The organism is Streptomyces sp. NPDC020917 (assembly GCF_044333795.1).
Classification (GTDB): domain Bacteria; phylum Actinomycetota; class Actinomycetes; order Streptomycetales; family Streptomycetaceae; genus Actinacidiphila.
On sequence record NZ_JBIRRR010000007.1, the window covers coordinates 118,159 to 138,414 of the forward strand.

Here is a 20,256-nt window from a genome sequence, read left to right on the forward strand (position 1 = left end):
CTCCACGCCACGAAAGTGAGAACCACCGTGAGACGCCGTAACACCGCCGCCCTCGCCGTCGTCACCGCCCTTGCCGCCACCGCCGTGGCCGGCTGCGGTTCCGGCACCGGTTCCGGATCCAGCTCGAAGAAGACGATCAACACCTGGGTGTACCCGGTGATCAACGACCCGAAGGCCAACGCCGCCTACTGGGACGGCCTGGTCAAGGGGTTCGAGAAGGAGAACCCCGGGGTGACCGTCAAGGTCTCCACCTACCCGTGGGCCAACCGGGACACCGCGCTGGCCACCGCGATCGCCGCGGGCAAGGGTCCCGACGTGGCGTACCTGATCCCCGACCAGCTCTCCGCCTACCAGCGCAACCTGATCCCGGCGGACAAGTGGATGCCCGCCGCGGACAAGGCGGCCTACCGCCCGGCCGCGCTGAAGGCGGTCACCGTGGACGGCCAGGCGCTCGCCGCCCCCGTGCTGATGTCCAGCTACCCGCTGCTGTGCGACAAGAAGGTCTTCGACGCGATCGGCGAGACCAGCTACCCGACCACCTGGGACCAGCTCGCCGCGCTCGCACCGAAGTTGAAGGCCAAGGGCTTCTACGCGACCAGCTACAGCGGCGACACCACCGCCACCCTCAACATGACCTTCTACCCCCTGCTGTGGCAGGCCGGCGGCGACGTCTTCTCCCCCGACGGCAAGAAGGCCGCCTTCAACAGCGAGGCCGGCGTCAAGGCGCTCACCTGGCTCAAGACCTTCGTGGACAACGGCTGGACGCCCAAGGACCTGGTCACCACCACCCCGCAGATCGAGCAGACCGACCTCGCCAAGAACAAGGTCGCGTGCACCTGGCAGAACACCGCGGCCGAGGTCGAGCCTTTCTGGGGCAAGGAGAACATCGAGGTCGGCCCGGCGCTGGGCAGCACCAAGTCGGTGGCGTACGGCACCGTCGGCACCCTCGCGGTCTTCAAGGGCGCCAACGAGAAGCTCGCCGGCAAGTGGATCTCGTACGTGTCGCAGCCGAAGAACACCGCGGGCCTGCAGACGCCGGGCGGGTACTTCTCGCCGCGCACCGACGCCGCGCCGCTCTACCCCGGCGACACGCTCCAGGAGGCCACCGAGAAGGTGCTGAGCAGCACCGACGTCGGCCCGCTCAACAAGGCCGCGCGCGACGTGATGGGCCTGCTCGCACCGCAGATCCAGGCCGCACTGCTCGGCAAGACCACCCCGCAGAAGGCGCTCGACGACGCGGCCTCGGCCGCCGACCAGCTGATCGCCCGCAAGCGCTGAGCCCGTACGCCGGGGCCGCTCGCAGCAGCCGAGCGGCCCGCCCGGCGCACACCCGACCGCCCCCCACCCGCCGGCGAGGTCCGGCAGCACCCATCGCTCCCCCGAAGGAGGTCCCGTGGCCGCAGTCGCGGAACGTACCACCCGCCCGCAGAGGAACCGACGCGGACCGCACGCTCGCCGCGAGGCCAGGATCGGGCTGCTGTTCGTGCTGCCCTGCTTCCTGCTCTTCCTGGCCTTCCGGTTCGGGCCGGGCGTCGCCGGGCTGCTGCTCGGCTTCACCGACTACACCATCGGCGACACCACCCACTTCACCGGGCTGCAGAACTTCCAGCGGATGATGCACGACCCGCTGTTCTGGTCCTCGCTGCGGGTCACCGTCGTCTACAGCGTGCTGGCGGTGCCGTTCACGATCCTCGCCTCGCTGGGGCTGGCGCTGCTCACCCGGCGGGCCTTCCGCGGTTCCCGGCTCTTCCGGTCGATCTTCTTCCTGCCGGTGGTCACCAGCCTCATCCTGGCGTCCACCGTCTTCATCTGGATCTTCTCCACCAAGGGACCGTGGTCGGACCTGATGGGCCTGCTCGGGCTGCCCGACCAGTCCTGGCTCACCGACTCCGCCCTGGTGCTGCCGGCGCTCGCGCTGGTCGGCATCTGGTCGCGCTGCGGCTACGGCATGCTGATCCTGCTCGCCCGGCTGCAGGACGTGCCGAGGGAGTTGGAGGAGGCCGCGCTGATGGACGGCGCGGGGCCGTTCCAGCGGTTCCGCTACATCGTCGCCCCGCAGCTCAAGCCGGCCTTCTTCTTCCTCGCGGTGATCGAGACCACCAACAGCTTCCAGATCTTCGACGCCATCTACGTGATGACCGGTGGCGGCCCGGCCAACGCCAGCTACAGCCTCGTGTACCAGCTGTACGACGCCGGCTTCAAGTACAGCGACCTCGGCTACGCCAGCGCGCTCGGCTGCGTGCTGTTCGTGATGACCGTGGTCGTGGCGCTCGTGCAGCGCATGGTGCTCGGAAAGGAGAAGTGACCATGGCGAACCTGACCGCAGAGGCCGCCGAGGCGGGGACGGGAGCCGGCGCGGGCTCCCCCTCCGGCCCCAACGCCCGTGGTGCCGCCGCCGGTTCGGCCGCCACCGCCCCCGACGGACGGGCCGCGCACGGCGCGTGGCCGCGCCGTTCCGGCCGCTCCGGCCGGCCCCGCGAGCGCGACACCGTCCCGCGGGCGCTGCAGCCGAGCACCGGCGGGAGGATCGTGCGCGGCGTGCTGCTCGCGGTGGCGTCCGTGGCGACGGTGTTCCCCTTCTACGCGATGCTCGTGCTGTCGCTGAAGCCCGGCGCCGCCGTCTCGCTCCCCGGCAGCCTGCTGCCCTGGCACCTGAGCGGGTCCTCGTACGGCGCGGTGCTCGACGCCCAGGACGTGCCGCGCTGGCTGCTCAACACCCTGATCTACTCGGTGGTCTCGGTGGTCGGGGTGCTGGTGCTGGCCGCGCTGGCCGGATACGCCTTCGCGAAGAAGCGGTTCCGCGGCAGGGAGGCCATGTTCTGGTCCTTCCTGTCCATGGTCATGGTCCCGTACCACGTCACGATGATCCCGACCTTCATCATGATGGCGAAGCTCGGCGGCGTGGACACCTACTGGGGCCTGATCATCCCGACCCTCGCCAACGCCCAGGCCGTGTTCCTGATGCGGCAGTTCATCAAGGACCTCCCGGACGAGATGTTCGAGGCGGCCCGGCTGGACGGGTGCAGCGAGTTGCGGATCTTCGTCAGTATCGTGCTGCCGCTGCTCAAGCCGATCCTCGCCACCCTCGGCACCTTCGTCTTCCTGTGGCACTGGAACGACTTCCTGTGGCCGCTGATCATGGGCCAGAGCAGCGGCATGCGCACCCTCACCGTCGGCATCGCCTCGCTGCAACAGCAGCAGGTGCCGCTCAGCCAGGTGCTCGCCGGATCGGTGATCGCCTTCGTCCCCATCTTCGCCGCCTACCTGGCCGGCCAGCGGTACTTCACCGAGGGCGTCACCGGTTCGGCCGTCAAAGGATGACCACGCACATGCCCCACGCCTCCACGTCCGCCCCCACCCCTGGCGCGCCCGAAGCGGCCACACCGGCAACGGCCGCGCCCGCAACGGCCGCGCCCGCGCTCCCCTGGGCGGCGGGCGCCCTCCTGCCGGAATTCCCCGACGGCGAGCAGCAGCTCGAGGACCTGCTCGCCAGCCCTTCCCCGGCCCTGGTGGCCGACGCCGCCCGGCTCGACGGCGACCTGGTCGTGCTCGGAGCGGGCGGCAAGATGGGCCCCAGCCTGTGCCGGCTCGCCCGCCGGGCGCTGGACGCGGCCGGCCGCGGCGACCTCGCCGTCCACGCCGTCTCCCGCTGGTCGGACCGGGCGGCGGCTGACGCGCTCGCCGCCGAGGGCGTCCACCCGGTCGCCTTCGACCTGCTCGACGGCGACCCGGCGCGGCTGCCGGACGCGGGCAACGCGGTCTTCATGGTCGGCGCCAAGTTCGGCTCCGCGGGCAACCCGGCCCATGCCTGGGCGGTCAACGCGGCGCTGCCCGACCGGATCGCCCGCCGCTACCGCGACGCGCGGATCTCCGCGTTCTCCACCGGCAACGTCTATCCCCTGGTCGACACCGCCTCGGCGGGCTCCGCCGAGACCGACCCGGTCGGCCCGGTCGGCGAGTACGCCATGTCCTGCCTCGGCCGCGAGAGGGTCTTCGGCTACCACGCCGCCGAGCACGGCACCCGCGTCGCGCTGCTCCGCCTCAACTACGCGATCGACCTGCGCTACGGGGTGCTCGCCGACATCGCCTCGGCCGTGCACGCCGGCGATCCGGTGGACGTCACCACCGGCCACGCCAACGTGGTCTGGCAGGGGTACGCCAACGAGGTCGCCCTGCGCGCGCTGCTGCACGCCGACGCCGACGCGTTCACCCTCAACCTCACCGGGCCGGAGACCGCCTCGGTACGGCGGCTGGCGCACCTGTTCGCCGAGGAGTTCGGCCGCGACGGAGCAGGCACTCCTGCCCAACCAGGCCCGGGTCAGGCTACTTTGACGACGGGTCAGGAGTCCGGCACGGCGCTGCTGTCCGACGCGAGCCGCTGCCACGCGCTGTTCGGCTATCCGCCGGTGCCGCTGCGCACGCTCGTCGGCTGGCAGGCCGAGTGGATCCGGCGCGGTCTGCCGCTGTCCGGCCGGCCCACCAAGTTCGACGTCCGCGACGGAAGGTTCTGACCCACCGTGTCCTCCCGCAACCCCGAGAGCACCACCGCTCCCGCCGACCCCGAGGCGAGCGCGCTCGACCTGCTGACCGCAGGAACCGTCATACCGGCCCACCCGCTCGCGCTGGACGCCGAGCGGCGCCTGGACGAGCGGCGCCAGCGGGCCCTGACCCGCTACTACCTGGCCGCGGGCGCCGGCGGGATCGCCGTCGGCGTGCACACCACCCAGTTCGAGATCAGGGATGCCGCCGTCGGCCTGCTGCGCCCGGTGCTCGAACTCGCCGCCGAGACGGCGGACAAGGAGGCCGGCCGGCCCGTGGTGAAGGTCGCCGGCGCCTGCGGGTACACCGCGCAGGCCGTCGCCGAGGCCGAACTGGCCGCCGAACTCGGTTACGACGCGGTGCTGTTGAGCCCCGCGGTGCCCGGTGCCGACGAGACCGGGCTGCTGGACCGGGCCCGCGCCGTCGGCGAGGTGCTGCCGGTCGTCGGCTTCTACCTCCAGGAGGCGGTCGGCGGACGCTACCTTTCGGCCGACTACTGGCGGGCGTTCGCCGACATCCCGTCCGTGGTGGCGATCAAGGCCGCGCCCTTCGACCGGTACCGCACCGCCGAGGTGATCGCCGCCGTGGCCGCGAGCGACCGGGCCCACGAGGTCGCCCTCTACACCGGCAACGACGACGCGATCCTCACCGACCTGCTCACCCCGTACCGCACCTCCGGCGGCGATCTGCGCTGGTTCGCCGGCGGGTTGCTCGGCCAGTGGGCCGTGTGGACCTCACGCGCGGTCGACATGCTCGCGCAGGTCCGCGCGGCGCGGGCCGGCGACCAGCAGCTCATGACCGATCTGCTGCGCAGGGCACCGCAGTTGAGCGAAGCCAACGCGGCGGTGTTCGACGTGCGCAACGCGTTCCGCGGCTGCATCCCCGGCGTGCACGAAGTGCTCCGCCGCCAGGGCCTGCTGGCCGGCACCTGGTGCCTCGACCCCGCCGAACGGCTCTCGCCGCGGCAGGCGGAGGAGATCGCCCGGGTCGCGGACGCCTACCCCTGGCTGACCGACGACGCGTTCGTGGCGGAGCACCGTGATGACTGGCTCCGCTGACCGCGGCGGGCCGGCAGGGGCGCGGCGGCCGGTCGCCGTGGTCGCCGTCGCCCCGGCGCTGCGGCCGCAGTTCTTCACCCCGGACGCCTGGCGGCGGCTGACCTGCGTGGCCGACCCGGTGCTGCTCGACCGGCCGGACGACCGCGCCGCGCTGGCCGGCGCGCTGGCCGGCGCCGACATCCTCGTCACCGGCTGGGGCACCGCCCGGCTCGACGCCGAACTCCTGGCGTCCGCACCGCGGTTGCGGCTGCTGGCGCACACCGGGGGTGCGGTCAGCCCGTACGTGTCCGAGGCGGTCTTCGACCGGGGCGTGCACGTCACCCAGGCCGGCGGCGCGATGGCCCGACCGGTCGCCGAGGTGGCCCTCGCCTTCACCCTCTCCCTGCTGCACCGCATCCACCGCTTCGACCACGCGTTGCGCGGGGGCGCCTCCTGGGAGCAGGCCGGGGCGGCGCCGGAACGGCACCAGATCCTCGGCTGCCCGATCGGCGTGATCGGCGCCTCCCGCACCGGGCGCGCCTACATCGCGATGGTCCGGGCGCTCGGGGCCGAGGTCACCGTGGCCGACCCCTACCTGGACGCCGCGGACGCCGAGGCGCTCGGCGTCCGGGTGGCCGGTCTCGAGGAGGTGCTGGCGGGCAGCCGGATCACCGCGGTGCACGCGCCTGCGCTCCCCGAGACCCGCCACCTCCTGGGCACGCAGGAGCTGGCCCTGCTCCCGGACGGCGCGGGACTGGTCAACACGGCCAGGTCGTGGCTGGTGGACGAGGCCGCGCTGCTGGCCGAGCTGCGCACCGGCCGGATCGACGCCGCGCTCGACGTCTTCGACGACGAACCGCTGCCCGCCGACCACCCGTTGCGCGCCCTGCCCAACGTGCTGCTGACGCCCCATCAGGCTGCGGCCACCGTCGAGGGCCGGCACGCGCTGGGCGACAGCACCGTCGCCGAGATCGAACGCCACCTGGACGGGCGGGAGTTGCTGCACGCCGTGGGCCGGGAGGCCCTGGAGCGCGTCGAATAGCCGTACAGCCCGCACCCGTTGGCACCCGCACCCGCACCACGATGCGCGCACCCGCATCGCCTTCACGAAGAGAGAACGCCCATGCGCCTGATGCGCCTCGGACCGGCCGGTGGCGAGCGCCCCGTGCTCGGCACCGCCGACGGCAGGACGTACGACCTGTCCGGCCTCACCCCCGACATCGACCCCGCGTTCTTCGCGGTGGACGGCGTCGCGCGAGCCCGGAAGGCGCTGGCCGCTGGGCACCTGCCAGAACTGCCGGCGGCGCAGGTCGAGGGCCAGCGCACCGGCGCACCGGTGGCCCGGCCCCGCGCGGTGCTGTGCATCGGCCAGAACTACGCGGCCCACGCCCGCGAGTCGGGGGCCGAGCCGCCCACCGAGCCGATCCTCTTCCACAAGAGCCCCAACACCGTGGTCGGCCCGCGGGACAGCGTGCTGATCCCGCGCGGCTCGAAGAAGACCGACTGGGAGGTGGAGCTGACGGTGGTGATCGGCCGCCGTGCCCGCTATCTCACGGAGGACGACGACCCGCTGGCGTACGTCGCCGGGTACGCGGTCGGCAACGACGTCTCGGAGCGCGCCTTCCAGTTGGAGACGCCCGGCGGCCAGTGGTCGAAGGGCAAGAGCTGCGAGACGTTCAACCCGCTGGGCCCGTGGCTGCTCACCGCCGACGAGGTCCCCGACCCGCAGGCGCTGCGGCTGCGCTCCTGGGTCAACGGCGAGGCGCGGCAGGACTCCTCGACCGCCGACATGATCTTCGGTGTCGCGGAGATCATCCGCCATCTGTCCCAGTACCTCGTCCTGGAGCCCGGGGACCTGGTCAACACCGGTACGCCCGAGGGCGTCGCGCTCTCCGGGCGCTTCCCGTACCTGGCCGCGGGCGACGTGATGGAGATGGAGATCGACGGCCTGGGCCGGCACCGCTCGGTGTGCGCCGATGCGTGAACGTCCCGTGCCCGCAGGGCCGGGCGAAGGGGCCGGAGCCGGGGCGTTCGCCGGGGCCGCGCGGTGAGCGGGTGCTGACGGTCGACGCCCAGCCGGTGCTGACCGGCGGCTTCCGGCTCGCCGAGAGCCCGGTCTGGGACGCGCCCCGCGAGCGGCTGCTCTGGGTCGACATCGAGGCGGGGCAGGTTTACGAGGGGCGGCTGCGGCCCGACCGAGTGGAGGTCGTACAGCGGCATCGCCTGCCCAGTACGGTCGGCGCCGTCGTCTGCGCGGCCGACGGCCGCCTGCTCGTCGCCGGCCGGCACGGCCTCACCGTCCTGCTGCCGGACGGGACGCGCCGGGCCGGCGCGCGGGTGCTGCCGAACGGAACGCCTGGGCGGCTGAACGACGGCGGCTGCGACCCGGCCGGGCGCTTCCTGGTGGGGAGCGCCGCGCTCGACGGCCGCCGCGGCGCGGACGTCCTGGTCAGGCTCTCCGGCGACGGGCCGCCCACCGTCATCGACGACGATCTGACCTGCTCCAACGGCCTGGCCTGGTCGCCCGACGGCCGGTTGATGTACAGCGTGGACACCGGCCCTGGCCTGGTCCGGGTACGCACATACGATGCGGCGGACGGCGGGGTCGGCGAGCGCAGCGACTTCCTCCGCGTCGGTGACGGGCTGCCGGACGGCCTGTGCGTCGACCGCGACGGCAACGTGTGGGTGGCGGTGTGGGGTGCGGGCGAGGTGCGCTGCTACTCGCCCGATTCGCGGCACCTGGCCACCGTCCACGTCCCCGCCGCATACCCCTCCAGCGCCGCCTTCGTCGGGCTCGGCCTCGACACCTTGCTGATCACCGCGGGCGGCCCCGGCGGCGGCCTGTTCGTCGCACGCCCGGGCGCGCGCGGCACTCTGGTCCCGGCATGGAACGGCGTCAGCTGTTGAGATCCCGCGCTCGGCGTAGCCGCCTTCGGCCCCGCCCAGGACGTCGGAGACGAGGTGGCGGAGCACGTGATGGCCGTCAACGCGCTGGCGCCCGTCGCCTTCTTCCGTTGCGCGCTGCGACCTCCGGTCCAGGTCGCGGCGATCGCCGCCGCCACGGGCGTCGTCGCGGAGAGCCCTCAGCCGCTCATGGCGGACTACAGCGCATCCAAAGCCGCCCTCGGGGCGGGGCTCGACGCCGTTCGGCGCGAGACCCGACGTTCCGGTACCCAGGTGCTCGACGTCCGGTTCGGGCACCCGGACACCGGCTTCGCCGATCGCGCCGTGTCGGGCAGCCCGCCGCCGCTGCCCCGCGGCGCGGACCTCCAGCAGGCCGTCCGAGCGATCGCCGACGCGCTGGAGACCGGCGTCGACTTCGTGCGCACCGCACCCGCCGCTGCTGGTGCGGGTCCGGGCCTGCCGATGCGGTGACAGCTGAGTGGCAGCAGGACTTCCGTGCCGAAGAAGGCTCCAGCGAAGAGTCCGCGCAACAAAACGAAGACCGGCGCGCCTGGGCGGGCGCGCAGGGTTCCGCCCGGGAGCAGCCGCGGAAGGGCCAGTACCAGCAGGACGACCGCGGTAACCCCACAGACCGCCGCCGTGGGCAGGGAACGGCTTTGTACGGCGTACTGCGTGAGCGTCCCACCGACCGCTGCGCCGGCCGCGGCCCGCACCAGGTCGGCGCGCGGGGAGACGTCCGCAATCCCTTCGAGGGCGTCGTCGGTTCGGACTTGGGAGAGCAACAGCCCCGCGGCGGGAAGGAACAGGACAGGGATGGCGAGGAAAACCCAACGCCAACCGAGACACTGGGTGACGAACGCGGTCAGCGGCGGCCCGGTGACCGCGGGCACGACCCATGCGCTCGCCATCATCGCGAAAGCCTTCGGACGCAGTTCGTCGGTGTACAGGCGGACCACGACGACGTAGAGGACCACGATCACGGATCCGGCGCCGAGTCCCTGGACGGCACGCCCGGCGAGGAAGAGGCCGACGTCGGGCGCGATGCCGACGAGCAGCGATCCCAGACAGAAGAGAACGGCCCCGACGGTGAACGGCCGTGCCGGTCCCCAACGGTCCACGGCACCGCCAGAGACCACACTGGCGAACAGCGATGCCGCGAGGTAGAGGCCGAACACGAGACCGTACAGCCGGATGGCATGCAGGTCGCTCAACGCAGACGGCAGCGCCGTGATGACAGCGAACGCCTCGAAGGCGACGAGCGCCAGGAGGGCGGCGATGCCGGCGGTGGCTCTGCGGTATTCGGCTATCCACACGGATCGGATCTCCGCGTCGTCATCAATGCCTCGGCGGACGGACCGCTGGCGGACCGATCACCCTACCCAGCCACCGAACCGACATGCCCAGAGGATTGGATCGGACGCTCGGTCCACAGCTGCGCTGATCCGTCGCGGATGATAAAACGTACTGTCTTGGAGGCGCGGTCGAGGTGGAGGGTGCGTTCCTCGGTCCATCCCTGAAGCCTGAACTCCCCTCCGCCGACGTGGATCAGCGCCGTCTCTTCGTGCGCCGCTCCCTCGGTAAGGACGAGACCGTCGGGTCGGTCGAACACGGCGAACTCGACATCGGTCGGGTCAGTGGCGCGTTCGTTGAAAGCCTCGCCCGACCAGTGCCGGAACTCGGCGGGCATGGCGAAGCGGCAACAGAACGTGGCACGTTCTGCCCGGCGTAGTGTGATCTCCGGTCGCTCGAACAGCACGTCCGCGATGTCGACGGTGTCGAGGAAGTCCGGGGGGAAGACCTCGAACAGGCGCAGGCTCACGGCGCAGTCGATGACGAGGTGCACGCGGTCACTCCCCCCGGTGTTGGCGATGGAATGGGGGCGGGAGAAGTCCCCGTACCAGAACGTGCCCGGCTGCCAGCGGTGCGTCTCGCCGTCGAGGACGAGTACCGCGTTGTCGTTGGTGGTGATCGGGACATGCAGACGCACCATGCCCTTAGCGAAACCTAACGGGGTGTCGCGGTGCGTTTCGACGGCGGCACCCACGCCCAGTGACATCAATCGGGCGCTGCGGACGCCGGTCGGAAGCGAAGCGATGATTTCGGCGAGGTAGGGCGTCCGCCCCAGCCATCGCGTGTCGCGGAACGGCAGTGGGCCCGGTCCGCCCGCGTCCGTTCGCCGCTCATCGCCGCCGGGACTGCGCAGCGGCAGAACACGCCAGTCCGCAGAGTACTCCTCGCTGGCTCCGTCCACCGAGTAGGTCTGCTGGCGCCTCCAGGTGTCGCGGGTGAGCATGTCGAACTCGGCCCGCAGCCGCTCGGCGTCGAAGGCGGGGGTGAGCCGGACGGCCGCCGGCGTTCGGATCGTAGCGTTCCCGGGTACAGACGTATCGTCGATCATACGTTTCTCCTGGCTACGAGTGGTTGTGCGCTGTCGTGCCACCTACCGTTGTGCTCGGTGTCCACGGTGAATCCGGCAACGGTCAGATCCGCGTGCACGTCGTCGAAGGGGTGGAAGTACCGCGTGCGCCGCATCGTCTGCACGGCGCGGTGGGTCCCGCATTCGGTGATGTAGCGGTACCGGATGTCGGCCCTGCCGGCAGCTGCCGCGGTGACTGCCGCGCGCAGTGTGTACCGGCTCCGGCCGACGCGGACCTCCGCCACCGTCGTGTCCACCCCGTCGGGATCCGGCGTCACCGAGAGGTCGTCGACCATGTCGAGTGCCAGGATCGCGCCCGGCGCGAGATGGTCGCTCAACTCGGCGAACGTTGCCCTGCGGTCCGCGGCGTCGAGGAACTGAAGTGAGCCCGCGAGGTAGGCGTAGTCGAACCTTCCGTCCAGGCCCATTCCTGGAGCCTGCCCGGCCGTGACCGTCACGTGAGGCCAGAGCGCAGGGCGTTGGGCGAGTTTCGACAGCAGGGCGCTGCGCATGCTCGCCGAGGGTTCGACGCACCACACATTGGCGTCACGTGCGCCGACGGCCAGGGCCACACGTCCGGTTCCCGCTCCGACATCGACGACTCGCATTCCGGGTTGCGCCAGTTCGGCGAACGCGGAAATCCGCGGCGGCGCCGACTCACCCTGTGCGGCCGCGATCAGGTCGTACAGGCCGGCGACCGACTCGTACGAGTCCTCGGCCTCGCCCTCCGCAGCGGTGGCGGGCCTGGGCGCGCTCACTGGAGGCGTCCTGTCCCCTGTGCTGCGGCTCGCACATCCTCGTCGTACGTGGCCAGCCGGCCCAGCACCCAGGCCATCGCCGGGGCGTTGTCGTCGAGCGCCTCCCTGTTGATGTCGTCGAGCCGGTCGCACGCCTGGTGGTAGCAGTGGTCGAACATCTGCCCGGCCTCCCCGCCGTAGCGTTCCTGCTGTGCCGGGGTCTTGACGTTCAAGTTGCCCCCGTCGATCCCTGCGACGGGTATGCCGGCAGCCTCGAAGGGGAGATGGTCGGAGCCGATGTCGTCCGGGCTCTCCCGGTCGTAGGGCAGTCCCTTCGAGTCGAAGTACGCCGCGAACAGGTCGGCGATCACATGGCCGCCGCCGGACCCGGAATCCCAAACGAAACGGGCGTAGTTGGGCGAAGCGATGAGTTCACCGTTGACCACGGCGGTGATCTGCTGTCGTTGCGTGGAGGTCAGTTGACTCACGTAGTAGTCGGATCCGATGTCGACGAGCTCCTCTGCGCCCCACCACACGAACCGGACCTTGTTCGTCACGGTGCGCTGGTAGGGGGCCAGTTCGAGGGCCGTCTGCAACACCGTGGCAGCCGTCGAGCCGTTGTCGTTGATCCCGGGGCCCTCGGTCACGCTGTCGAGATGGCCCCCGACCAGCACCACGTTGTCCGGGTCGCCGCCCGCGGTCTCCGCAACGAGATTCACCGTGGTGCGTGGCACGTCCTGCGCGCGCAGCGTGAGATGGACGCGCACCCCGCCGCCGGCCGCCGCTCGGGCGAGAATCTCCCCTTCGCGCTGTGACACCGACGCCACGGGGATGGTGTAGGCCGGCGGCGTGAACCCGATGAGCCGGTAGATGTTCTCCGGTGACGGGGTCGGGTAGTACAGCAGGAAGGCGCGCGCCCCGGCGCCGGCTGCCACCTGCTGTTGCACGCCGTATCCGCAGGCCGCGCGCGCGAGGACCACGATGGCGCCCGCGGCCGGGACGCCGTCGTAATCGGCGCTGTTGCAGCCCGTGCGGCCCGTGGGCAGCGATACCAGAGGCGCGTCGATGCCCGCCGGCCCGGTCGAGGGCGTGAACCGGGTCATGAGCACAGGGGTGTCCCCGTCACCCTCCCCGGCGCCGCTCACGACGAGCTGCTCCTTCTGGACGTCGAAGTCGGTGTAGGGGACGCTCTGCTCGACGACGTGGTATCCGGCGGCCTTCATCAGACCGCTGACGTAGCGGACCGAGCGGGTGAAGCCGACCTTGTCGTAGCCGCGGTTGCCGTCGCTGGTATCCGCGATCTGCTGGAGAGCCTGCAGGTGACGGTAGACATCGCTGCCGGTGACGTCGGTCGCGAGTTGATCGGCGATCGGATAGGCGGACGCGTCACCGCTGGTCGCGGGCCGGGCACTCGCGGCATGGGCGGCGCCTGACGGCTGCGCGAGCAGCAGTGTCAGCAGCAGGGCGCTCACCGTTCCGCCCAGTTTCGTCGAGTTCGCAAATGCTCTCACGAGGTCTCCACTCCTCACGGCGTACGCGCTAGGGATCGGTGCGGGCCGCCAACGGCCACGGTCAACGAGCACAGCCCGCGAAGGGTGGCGGTCGTCTCGTACACGGGGGCTTCGGTCGCGGCGAAGTCCAGACCGGAGGCCGCCAGGGCCGCGAGGACGGCCCGCAGCTGCAAGGTCGCCAGGCTGGCGCCGAGACACGCGTGCGCGCCTCGGCCGAAGGCCAGATGGATCCCCTTGCGCCGGTTCAGGTCGACGTCATCGGGTTGTGTGAAGACATCGGGGTCGCGGTTGGCCGCCGCGAGGAACAGCACGACGACGTCACCTTGGTGTATCTGTTCCCCTGCGACGACGGAGTCCCTCGTGCACACGCGTGCGTCGGCCTGCACGGGCCCGTCCAGCCGGATCAGCTCGTCGACCAGTGAGTTGAGGTGCGACAGGTCATCGGGGCGGGGCAGCAGTCCGGGGTTCGCGACGAGCCGGGCGAGCGCGTTGCCCAGGAGGCGGCTGACCGATTCGTATCCGGCGTGCAGCACCGCGCGCAGGGAGTTCGCCAGCAGCGCCGCCGGCACGCTCGGCTCACCAAGACTCGCCCGCCGTGCCGCCGCGAGGAAGCCGTCGTCGCCGGCGTCACGCAGCCAGTCGCCGACGATCCGGCTCAACTCGCCGCGCGCCCGGTTCCCAGGCTCGGCCCGACTCGGATCGAGACCCGCGTCCATGCTGCGGACGATGGCGTTCGACAACTCCTCGAACCGCGGGCCGTCGGGTGCCTGGACCCCGAGGAAGTCGCACATCGTGCGGAGCGCGACAGGTCGGGCGAACTCCCGTACCAAGTCGACAGGACGATCCCGTTCACGTAAGGCCGCCACGTGCGCAGCGGCGATCTCGGCCACCCGGTCCGCCATCGATGCCGGTGACTGTTCGTGCAGCGCGGAGACGAGGAGATGCCGGATCGCGCCATGCTCGGGCGGGTCGAGGGACTGTACGCTCAGCTGGGCGTCCGGGATGTCCTCACCGACCCGGCGGAAATCCGAGCCGAAGGCCGCGGTGTCGCTCAGGATCTGCCGGCACTCCTCGTATCCGGTGAGTACCCACGAGTCCAACGTCGCGTGCCAGTACACCCGTCTGTGCTCACGGAGTCGCTTGTAGAACGGGTGGGGTCCGGCTATGACCGCCGGGGCCAATGGGTCGTAGATCGGATCCCGCAGAGCCTTGGTCGTCTCTCCGGCCATGACCAGTGCTTCCCCTTCGATGTGGAACTTCTGTGGGCAGGAGCGGCGCTGCGGTCATGCCCGCGCGTGCGCGCACATGACCGCAGCGGCAGAGTGCGTCAGTGGATGTAACGCATGGTTTTCTCCCTTCTCCCGGTAGGTGTGACACCGTCGTTGAGATGGCTCCGACGGTGTGGTCTCACGCGTCCTGCCGGGCCGTTGCCCGGCGGGACGCTCATCCGTGCCCCAGAACCTCTATGGGGAGCGGGAGTCGGTGCAGGCGGTAGGGAAGAGCTACCGCGAGCCCTCCGACCGCGAGCAGCATGCCGTCGGCCAGCAGGTTCTGGACCGAGGGGTAAGAGGGGTCGTCCGCGGCGGGCAGCGGATGGGGGTCGGCGAAGTGCTCGAGGGCACTGACGGATTCGGGGCGGTCCAGAACGATCTCGTCCCGGGTGGCGCCCGGACGGAAGTCGCGCACGATCAGGAATCCGGGACCGCGGCGATAGTGGAGGAGGCCGTACCGGTAAGTCGCCCGCCAGGTGCGCACCGTGGCGGATTGATCCGCCTCGATCGGAGGGCTCAGGTGGAAGAGGATCCGGGGAGCGGGGAGCCGGGACAGGTCGGCTCGCCAGGGTAAGGATCGTGCGTGTGCGGTGTGCTCCCGCAGCGAGCGGACGAACTCCACGGCCTCCTGCGCACGGTCGGCGGCGAAGGACACCCGACGGGCCTCGGACATCGGGGGCACGGCCTGGGCCATCATCGACCTCCGTCCGGGACTTCCTGCGATGCGTACGGCTGCGCACCGGCGTGCGCATCGCGTTTGATACTCGGCCTGTTCGTGGCCAGCGCGACGAATCGGCCGCCCTCCTCGAAGACGAGTCCCTGGTCCTTCCAGGCCCCCAGCCAGGATCCGATTTCCGCGGCTTCCCGGTCATGGCCCTGTGCTGCCAGCCGCTCTCGGAGCGCACGTGGGTTGCGGGGGGTGCGAAGCACCTCGTATGCGGCGGCCTGGGCTCCGGTCTCCAGCCTGATCTCACACGTCGGCCATCCCACGCGCCGGTCCACGAGGACCGGTGATTCCTGGCCGTCGTGGTGCAGGACCAAGCTGCTGCCGGCGTAGCCGTCATGCCACGTCTCGATCGCCATGCGAAGCCGCGTGGCCGCCGTGTCCCCGATACCCATCGCCGGGGTGTCGAACTGGTAGACGAGGTCGTGGAGTTCAGCCTCGGGCAGGTCGTAGACGTGGTCGTACAACGCGGCGGGGCGGCGACGTAGGAAGCCGAGTTCCGGGCGCTGGAAATAGGGACTGTAGCGCTCCAGGAGGATACGTACGGCGCCGGCCGGCGGCTGGAGGTGCACCAAGGCGGGTAACTGGTCGACGACCGTTGTGTAGTGGTCCTCCCGCTCACCGGGAAAGCCGTACAAATAGTTCCAGTCGACGGTCACATCGCTCTCTTCGCACATACGCAGGAGCCGGATGTTCTGCGTGGCGTGCACTCCCTTGTTCATGATCTTCAGAACGTCGGAGCTGAGGTTCTCGATGCCCGGCTGGATGTGAACCAGGCCCGCGGAGCGCAGCATGGCGATGTCCGCTTCGCCGAGGTTGGACTTGACCTCGTAGTAGAAGTTCAGATCCATGTCGGCGGCGGCGAGCTCGGGGAGCAGGGTCCGTAAGTAGTCCATGTCCAGAATATTGTCGACCGCCACGATGTCGAGAATGCGGTGGCGCTCCACGAGTGCCTGGAGATGCAGACGGACTTGGTCCGGGGAGCGGGAGCGATATTTCATCGTCAGACCGTTCAACCCACAGAAGGTGCAGGTGTGCTTCTCTCCCCACCAGCAGCCACGCGCGGCCTCGTAGAGAAGGGTGGGCTTAACTAAGGACCTGATCGGGCTTTTCTCAAGAGTGCTGAAGTAGCTGTCGTAGTCGGGGCACGGTACTTCGTTCATCGGCTGCGGCGCCCTGGGCGGGTTCGTCACCGTGGCGCCGTCCTTCGTACTCCATGAAAGGCCACTGACCTCTTCCACGGGAAGGACACCATCGAGATGATCGATGAATTGCACGTAGGAACGCTCGGCTTCCCCGCTGATGACGTAGTCCACGAAGGGGAAGTTCCGCTGCAGGGCCGGTCCCATCGGGGCATCGCAGTTCCCACCGCCGAAGAGGACGGGGATGTCCGGGGCCAGTTCCTTGATGCTCCGGGCCATGGCAAGCGAGGGCACGTTCTGCTGGAACGTACTGCTGAACCCGATGACGTCCGGACCAGTGGCGACGATCTCGCGCGCCAGCATGGTGATGAAGTCGGCGGCGTGCTCCGCCATCACCTCGGACTTTCCCGGGTCGAGGCTGTTCTCGGCCAGATGGGCACGGAAACGCTCACGACGCCAGTGCGGCGTTCCGTAGAGCGCCGATGTGAAGACCCAGTCGCCCATACCGTGCCAGACGCCGATGTTCGCGACGTAATCATAGTCGTGGGGCGTGATCGCACCGTCAGTGACTTCGTAAAGGTACTCGGCCCAGCGCAGATTGAGGAAATGCGAGCGCACTTCGTGCCGGCTGCGGCACTGGTCGGTTTGGACTTGCAGAATTCCAAGTGGCAAGGAAGGCGTCGCTAGTAGATGCCACGGCATGGAGACAAGTGCGATCCGCATACCTCTGCCTTCTCGTCAGATGGCCTTAACGGTCGGCTAATGTCGAACGAAGTTCTGCATCTGGTGGCGTGGCGCGTTTCACTGGCTTCTAGCGTCAGGCACTACTGGGGCGCACGCAAGGGGCCGGAGATGAAAATTTGAGTTTTGATGTAAGAATTCAGCCAGGAGCACTGAGTGGCGATTTGGTGTTGTCACGTAGTTGGTGTGCAATCGTCTGATAGCTCCCAGTACGTAAGCATTGACGAGGTTGGTTCACTGTCCGGATCGCTGGTGATGCCCAGGATGGGAGTGCTCGTTGGGGTTCGCCTCGGATCGCCCAGGTGGGCTTGGCGAAATTGTCGGCTCCGAGGTTTTCAGAGGGCGTTTAATGCAGATGAATTTTCCCTTATGTCTTGGTACTCCAGCCGTAGATCGCGATCTTCACGCCGGAGCGGATGTCGCGTTCGTCGTCGATACCTTCTCCCGCCGCATCATCGGCTGGCCCGCGGCCACCACCAAGCACACCGAACTCGTCCTGTCCGCAATGGAGATGAGCCGGTGGCAGCGTGACCGCGAGGGCAACCGTCACCAGCCGGGACAGCTGGTCCACCACAGCGATGCCGGCTCTCACCACACATCGTTCGCCCTTGCCGAGCATCTTCACCAGGGCCGACACCCTTGCATCAGCCTGGCCGCCACAGACTTTGAAACTGGCCGAAGAGGGCCGGATCGTCCTGGACGACCGGGACGAGTGGAGCGCGCACCAGCCTTCGGCAGCGGACGAGAACGCCTACCTCGAGGAGCACGGATTCACCGAGTACGCCCGGTGGTACCTGGGCATCGAGAACGCCGCCGCGCACCTGCACGGCCTGCTGGACGGCAGGCGGGCCGCGAACCGGTGACAACGCCGAAAAAGGGCACCCTCACCCGGCCCCCGGCGACGGATCGTCCAGTGGCGCTAGGCGTCGTCGCCCCGCTCGCCCTCCGCCTGGGACGGCTCGCTCCGGGGGACGTCCGGGTGCTGTTCCGTTGCGGTTTCCTCGCCCGACTCATCCCGCTCGCCCTCGGCCTGCGAGGGTGTGCGCGAGTACCAGGCGTCGTGTTCAGGGGCTCCGGACTTCATGACGGGCCTCCTTCGTCGCTCACGTCCATCCTTCCCTCTCAGGCCGTGTGGCGACCTGGGCCTTGAGCGTGACCCAGGTGACGGAAGGTGGTGTGCGATAAACAATACCGTATCCGGGACGGCTTTTCCGCACACTCTTCTGGGCGCCACCGGGCGCGCATCCAGTAGACCCGGTCCGCCCATCCACGGCCGTTTACAGAATGCCATTGGACATGAGTTTTTCCGTCTCCCTATTTCCGCGGAATGTAGATCCACCCCGATAGCGCCGGCCGCCTGCTGCGCACCTACCGACGCACCATCGATCACCAGGAGTCCTGAGCGGCCCACCGGCCGGCGCCGTCCCCGTGCCAGCATCATCGTCTCCGCAACCGGGTCTTCATAGGGGAGGACGGCGGCGCCTACAAGTCGGGCACGGGGGAGGCCGGCGAGGCGGCCTGGATTCGTCCTCGGTGACCCGCTGCCGGCCCCGGTTGAGCATTCCAAGCCCCGCACCACGAACCCGCGCCGGCGTACAGCCCCGGTCGCGCCGGCACTCGTGCCAGGGGCCGTGCCGCTCAGTCCGGGAGGGTCGCCGGGCGGGTTCGCGGGCGGGGAAGGGGCGGGGCCGGGCGCCAGTCGGCGCGGTGGTTGCCCTGGCCGCGCTTGGGGCGCCGGGTCGGCCAAAGCAGGACGTACCCCGTCGAGAGCAGGACGAAGCCCAGGCGCAGCAGCCCCCGCGCGGAGTCCGACGGCACCAGCAGCGCACCCCCGTACAGCAAGGCGAGCGCTGTCCAGCTCCACCACGGCACCAGCCGGCGCTGCCCGACCCCGTCCCAGAGCAGGGTGCCGAGCAGGATGGACGCCGTGTAGTACGTGTAGATGCTGGGGTCGAGCAGGATGCGGGCGTTGGCGCCGAGCAGCACCACGCCCGGCCAGCGCCCGCGCCACACCGCGACGGTGCCCAGGCCCATGCCGACCGCGAACTGCGCCGGGCGATCCCACCACGGCGTGACCGGGTCCGAGACTCCCAGCCAGCGCAGCGAGGAGGCCGGCTGGTTGGGGATGGTGAACTTCGCTGCCGCGAGCGAGCCCAGATCGCCGAGGTAGAAGGGCAGCCACGCGAGGGCCACCAGCCCGCAGAACCACAGGAAGGCGCGCAGCCGCGCCGGGCGGGGCAGCGCCAGCAGCAGCGGCAGGAAGGACAGCGCCCAGGGCTTGGAGTCGACGGCCAGCGCGAGGTAGGTGCCGACCATGGTGGGTCGGTTCCGGACCAGCGCGTGCACGGCGAGTGTGGTGAAGAACAGCGCCAGCACGTCGTCGAGGTGCCCGAACCGGACGGCGACTTCGACCCACATCGGTATGAAGGCCAGGCCGGCCACCAAGATGCGCTGCTGGAGCCTGCGGTGGTTCATGCCGGTTCCGCGGTGGTACCAGGCGGCCGTCCGGCCGACCAGTACCAGGACCACCAGGCCCAGCGCGGACATCGTCGCCTCGGCCAGCAACTGCCCGACGCGGTCGGAGAACGGCGCGAACAGCCGGGCCGCCGCCAGGCTGGCCGGGCCGATCTGGAGTTCCGGGTGGTGCGCGTACACCGACAGGCCGCCACCGGGCCGGCCACTGAAGAGCAGTTGCTCTCCCTGGCGCAGGTAGTGCCACGAGACACCGCCGGTCGGCGCCACGACCAGGAACCAGAGAACCGTCCACGCGCTCAGCAGGACCAGATGCCTGCGGAACTGGAGGCGGCTCGTCCGCTCGGTGCCCGCACCGGGTTCCTGGCCACCTCGTGCCGCGGTTTCTGCCTGCACCTGCTCCTCTTCCTGTCCGGCAGCACGCGTTACGCGGTCAGTGAGATCGGCCGGATGGGGCATCGGTTCACCAACTCGGGAAAAACTCTGGCAAAACTCTCGTATGGCTGACCGGGGCAGACCGGCGTTCTGCGGTGGGCACGACGCCGCGTCCGCCTGGGGGGACCACGCGCACCCGTAACGCCATCAGCTCCTGCGCCGTAGCGCTGTTGTGCGCCACTGCGCTGACGGCCTGCAACGCCGGGGCCCCGGCCGGACTCATGCGCTACTCGATGTTCAAGGGGACTTCACGTCCCTGCCGGCACGGCCCCGCCGGCCCGGCGGCTATCCGGAGCGGCGGCTATCCGGAGCGGCGGACGGGGCGTC

At 70.1% G+C, this 20,256-nt stretch carries 19 protein-coding genes and 1 pseudogene; 10 read left to right on the plus strand and 10 right to left on the minus strand.

The window, feature by feature from the left end:
- Positions 1-27: 27 nt before the first annotated feature.
- The 9 genes from ACH4TG_RS17320 to ACH4TG_RS17360 all read left to right on the plus strand — a co-directional run bounded on the left by ACH4TG_RS17320 (position 28) and on the right by ACH4TG_RS17360 (position 8,951).
- A complete protein-coding gene (locus ACH4TG_RS17320) occupies positions 28-1,278 on the plus strand; it encodes an extracellular solute-binding protein (RefSeq protein ID WP_398243152.1) in 1,251 nt (416 codons plus the stop codon).
- 115 nt (positions 1,279-1,393) lie between these two features.
- The gene (locus ACH4TG_RS17325; protein ID WP_398243153.1) at positions 1,394-2,305 is read left to right on the plus strand and encodes a carbohydrate ABC transporter permease; all 912 of its coding nucleotides are present in this window, start codon (positions 1,394-1,396) and stop codon (positions 2,303-2,305) included.
- 2 nt (positions 2,306-2,307) lie between these two features.
- On the plus strand, positions 2,308-3,321 hold the full coding sequence (locus tag ACH4TG_RS17330) for a carbohydrate ABC transporter permease (protein ID WP_398243154.1): 1,014 nt from the start codon (positions 2,308-2,310) through the stop codon (positions 3,319-3,321).
- An 8-nt stretch (positions 3,322-3,329) separates the two neighbouring features.
- Complete coding sequence (locus ACH4TG_RS17335) at positions 3,330-4,511, plus strand: NAD-dependent epimerase/dehydratase family protein (RefSeq protein ID WP_398243155.1); 1,182 nt, start codon at positions 3,330-3,332, stop codon at positions 4,509-4,511.
- Between the two features lie 6 nt (positions 4,512-4,517).
- A complete protein-coding gene (locus tag ACH4TG_RS17340; protein ID WP_398243156.1) occupies positions 4,518-5,597 on the plus strand; it encodes a dihydrodipicolinate synthase family protein in 1,080 nt (359 codons plus the stop codon).
- Positions 5,581-6,618 (plus strand): hydroxyacid dehydrogenase, encoded by a 1,038-nt coding sequence (locus ACH4TG_RS17345; protein ID WP_398243157.1) that lies wholly within the window; start codon positions 5,581-5,583, stop codon positions 6,616-6,618. Before ACH4TG_RS17340 ends, ACH4TG_RS17345 begins: the two co-directional genes overlap by 17 nt.
- Positions 6,619-6,699: 81 nt before the next feature.
- Positions 6,700-7,560, plus strand: coding sequence for a fumarylacetoacetate hydrolase family protein (locus ACH4TG_RS17350; protein ID WP_398243158.1), 861 nt, complete (start codon positions 6,700-6,702; stop codon positions 7,558-7,560).
- Between the two features lie 71 nt (positions 7,561-7,631).
- Entirely contained in the window at positions 7,632-8,483 is an 852-nt protein-coding gene (locus tag ACH4TG_RS17355; RefSeq protein WP_398243160.1) for an SMP-30/gluconolactonase/LRE family protein, read from the plus strand.
- A 69-nt stretch (positions 8,484-8,552) separates the two neighbouring features.
- Positions 8,553-8,951 carry a hypothetical protein gene (locus ACH4TG_RS17360; RefSeq protein WP_398243452.1) on the plus strand — a complete coding sequence of 133 codons (399 nt, stop codon included), beginning with the start codon at positions 8,553-8,555 and terminating at the stop codon, positions 8,949-8,951.
- A gap of 17 nt (positions 8,952-8,968) precedes the next feature.
- Here the strand turns inward: ACH4TG_RS17360 and ACH4TG_RS17365 are convergent.
- The 8 genes and pseudogenes from ACH4TG_RS17365 to ACH4TG_RS17400 form a co-directional block, all read right to left on the minus strand.
- Positions 8,969-9,793 (minus strand): annotated as a pseudogene (locus ACH4TG_RS17365) (MFS transporter); the annotation flags it as partial.
- Between the two features lie 62 nt (positions 9,794-9,855).
- Positions 9,856-10,878, minus strand: a complete 1,023-nt coding sequence (locus ACH4TG_RS17370) for an aspartyl/asparaginyl beta-hydroxylase domain-containing protein (RefSeq protein ID WP_398243161.1) — start codon at positions 10,876-10,878, stop codon at positions 9,856-9,858.
- Positions 10,875-11,654: a class I SAM-dependent methyltransferase gene (locus ACH4TG_RS17375; protein ID WP_398243162.1), complete on the minus strand. Its 780-nt coding sequence runs from the start codon at positions 11,652-11,654 to the stop codon at positions 10,875-10,877. The genes ACH4TG_RS17370 and ACH4TG_RS17375 overlap by 4 nt, the downstream gene beginning before the upstream one ends.
- Complete coding sequence (locus ACH4TG_RS17380; RefSeq protein ID WP_398243163.1) at positions 11,651-13,144, minus strand: M28 family peptidase; 1,494 nt, start codon at positions 13,142-13,144, stop codon at positions 11,651-11,653. Before ACH4TG_RS17380 ends, ACH4TG_RS17375 begins: the two co-directional genes overlap by 4 nt.
- Positions 13,145-13,158: 14 nt before the next feature.
- Positions 13,159-14,373, minus strand: coding sequence for a cytochrome P450 (locus ACH4TG_RS17385; RefSeq protein WP_398243164.1), 1,215 nt, complete (start codon positions 14,371-14,373; stop codon positions 13,159-13,161).
- Between the two features lie 214 nt (positions 14,374-14,587).
- Positions 14,588-15,088 (minus strand): DUF5825 family protein, encoded by a 501-nt coding sequence (locus ACH4TG_RS17390; protein ID WP_398243165.1) that lies wholly within the window; start codon positions 15,086-15,088, stop codon positions 14,588-14,590.
- Between the two features lie 20 nt (positions 15,089-15,108).
- On the minus strand, positions 15,109-17,004 hold the full coding sequence (locus tag ACH4TG_RS17395; RefSeq protein ID WP_398243166.1) for a RiPP maturation radical SAM C-methyltransferase: 1,896 nt from the start codon (positions 17,002-17,004) through the stop codon (positions 15,109-15,111).
- Positions 17,005-17,389: 385 nt separating this feature from the next.
- Complete coding sequence (locus tag ACH4TG_RS17400) at positions 17,390-17,647, minus strand: hypothetical protein (RefSeq protein ID WP_398243167.1); 258 nt, start codon at positions 17,645-17,647, stop codon at positions 17,390-17,392.
- A gap of 40 nt (positions 17,648-17,687) precedes the next feature.
- Here ACH4TG_RS17400 and ACH4TG_RS17405 point away from each other — a divergent pair, with 40 nt between their 5' ends.
- Entirely contained in the window at positions 17,688-17,885 is a 198-nt protein-coding gene (locus ACH4TG_RS17405; protein ID WP_398243168.1) for a hypothetical protein, read from the plus strand.
- Between the two features lie 56 nt (positions 17,886-17,941).
- Here the strand turns inward: ACH4TG_RS17405 and ACH4TG_RS17410 are convergent, their stop codons facing one another.
- Positions 17,942-18,106, minus strand: coding sequence for a hypothetical protein (locus ACH4TG_RS17410; protein WP_398243169.1), 165 nt, complete (start codon positions 18,104-18,106; stop codon positions 17,942-17,944).
- Positions 18,107-18,660: 554 nt separating this feature from the next.
- Complete coding sequence (locus ACH4TG_RS17415; RefSeq protein WP_398243171.1) at positions 18,661-19,890, minus strand: hypothetical protein; 1,230 nt, start codon at positions 19,888-19,890, stop codon at positions 18,661-18,663.
- Positions 19,891-20,256 lie beyond the last annotated feature (366 nt).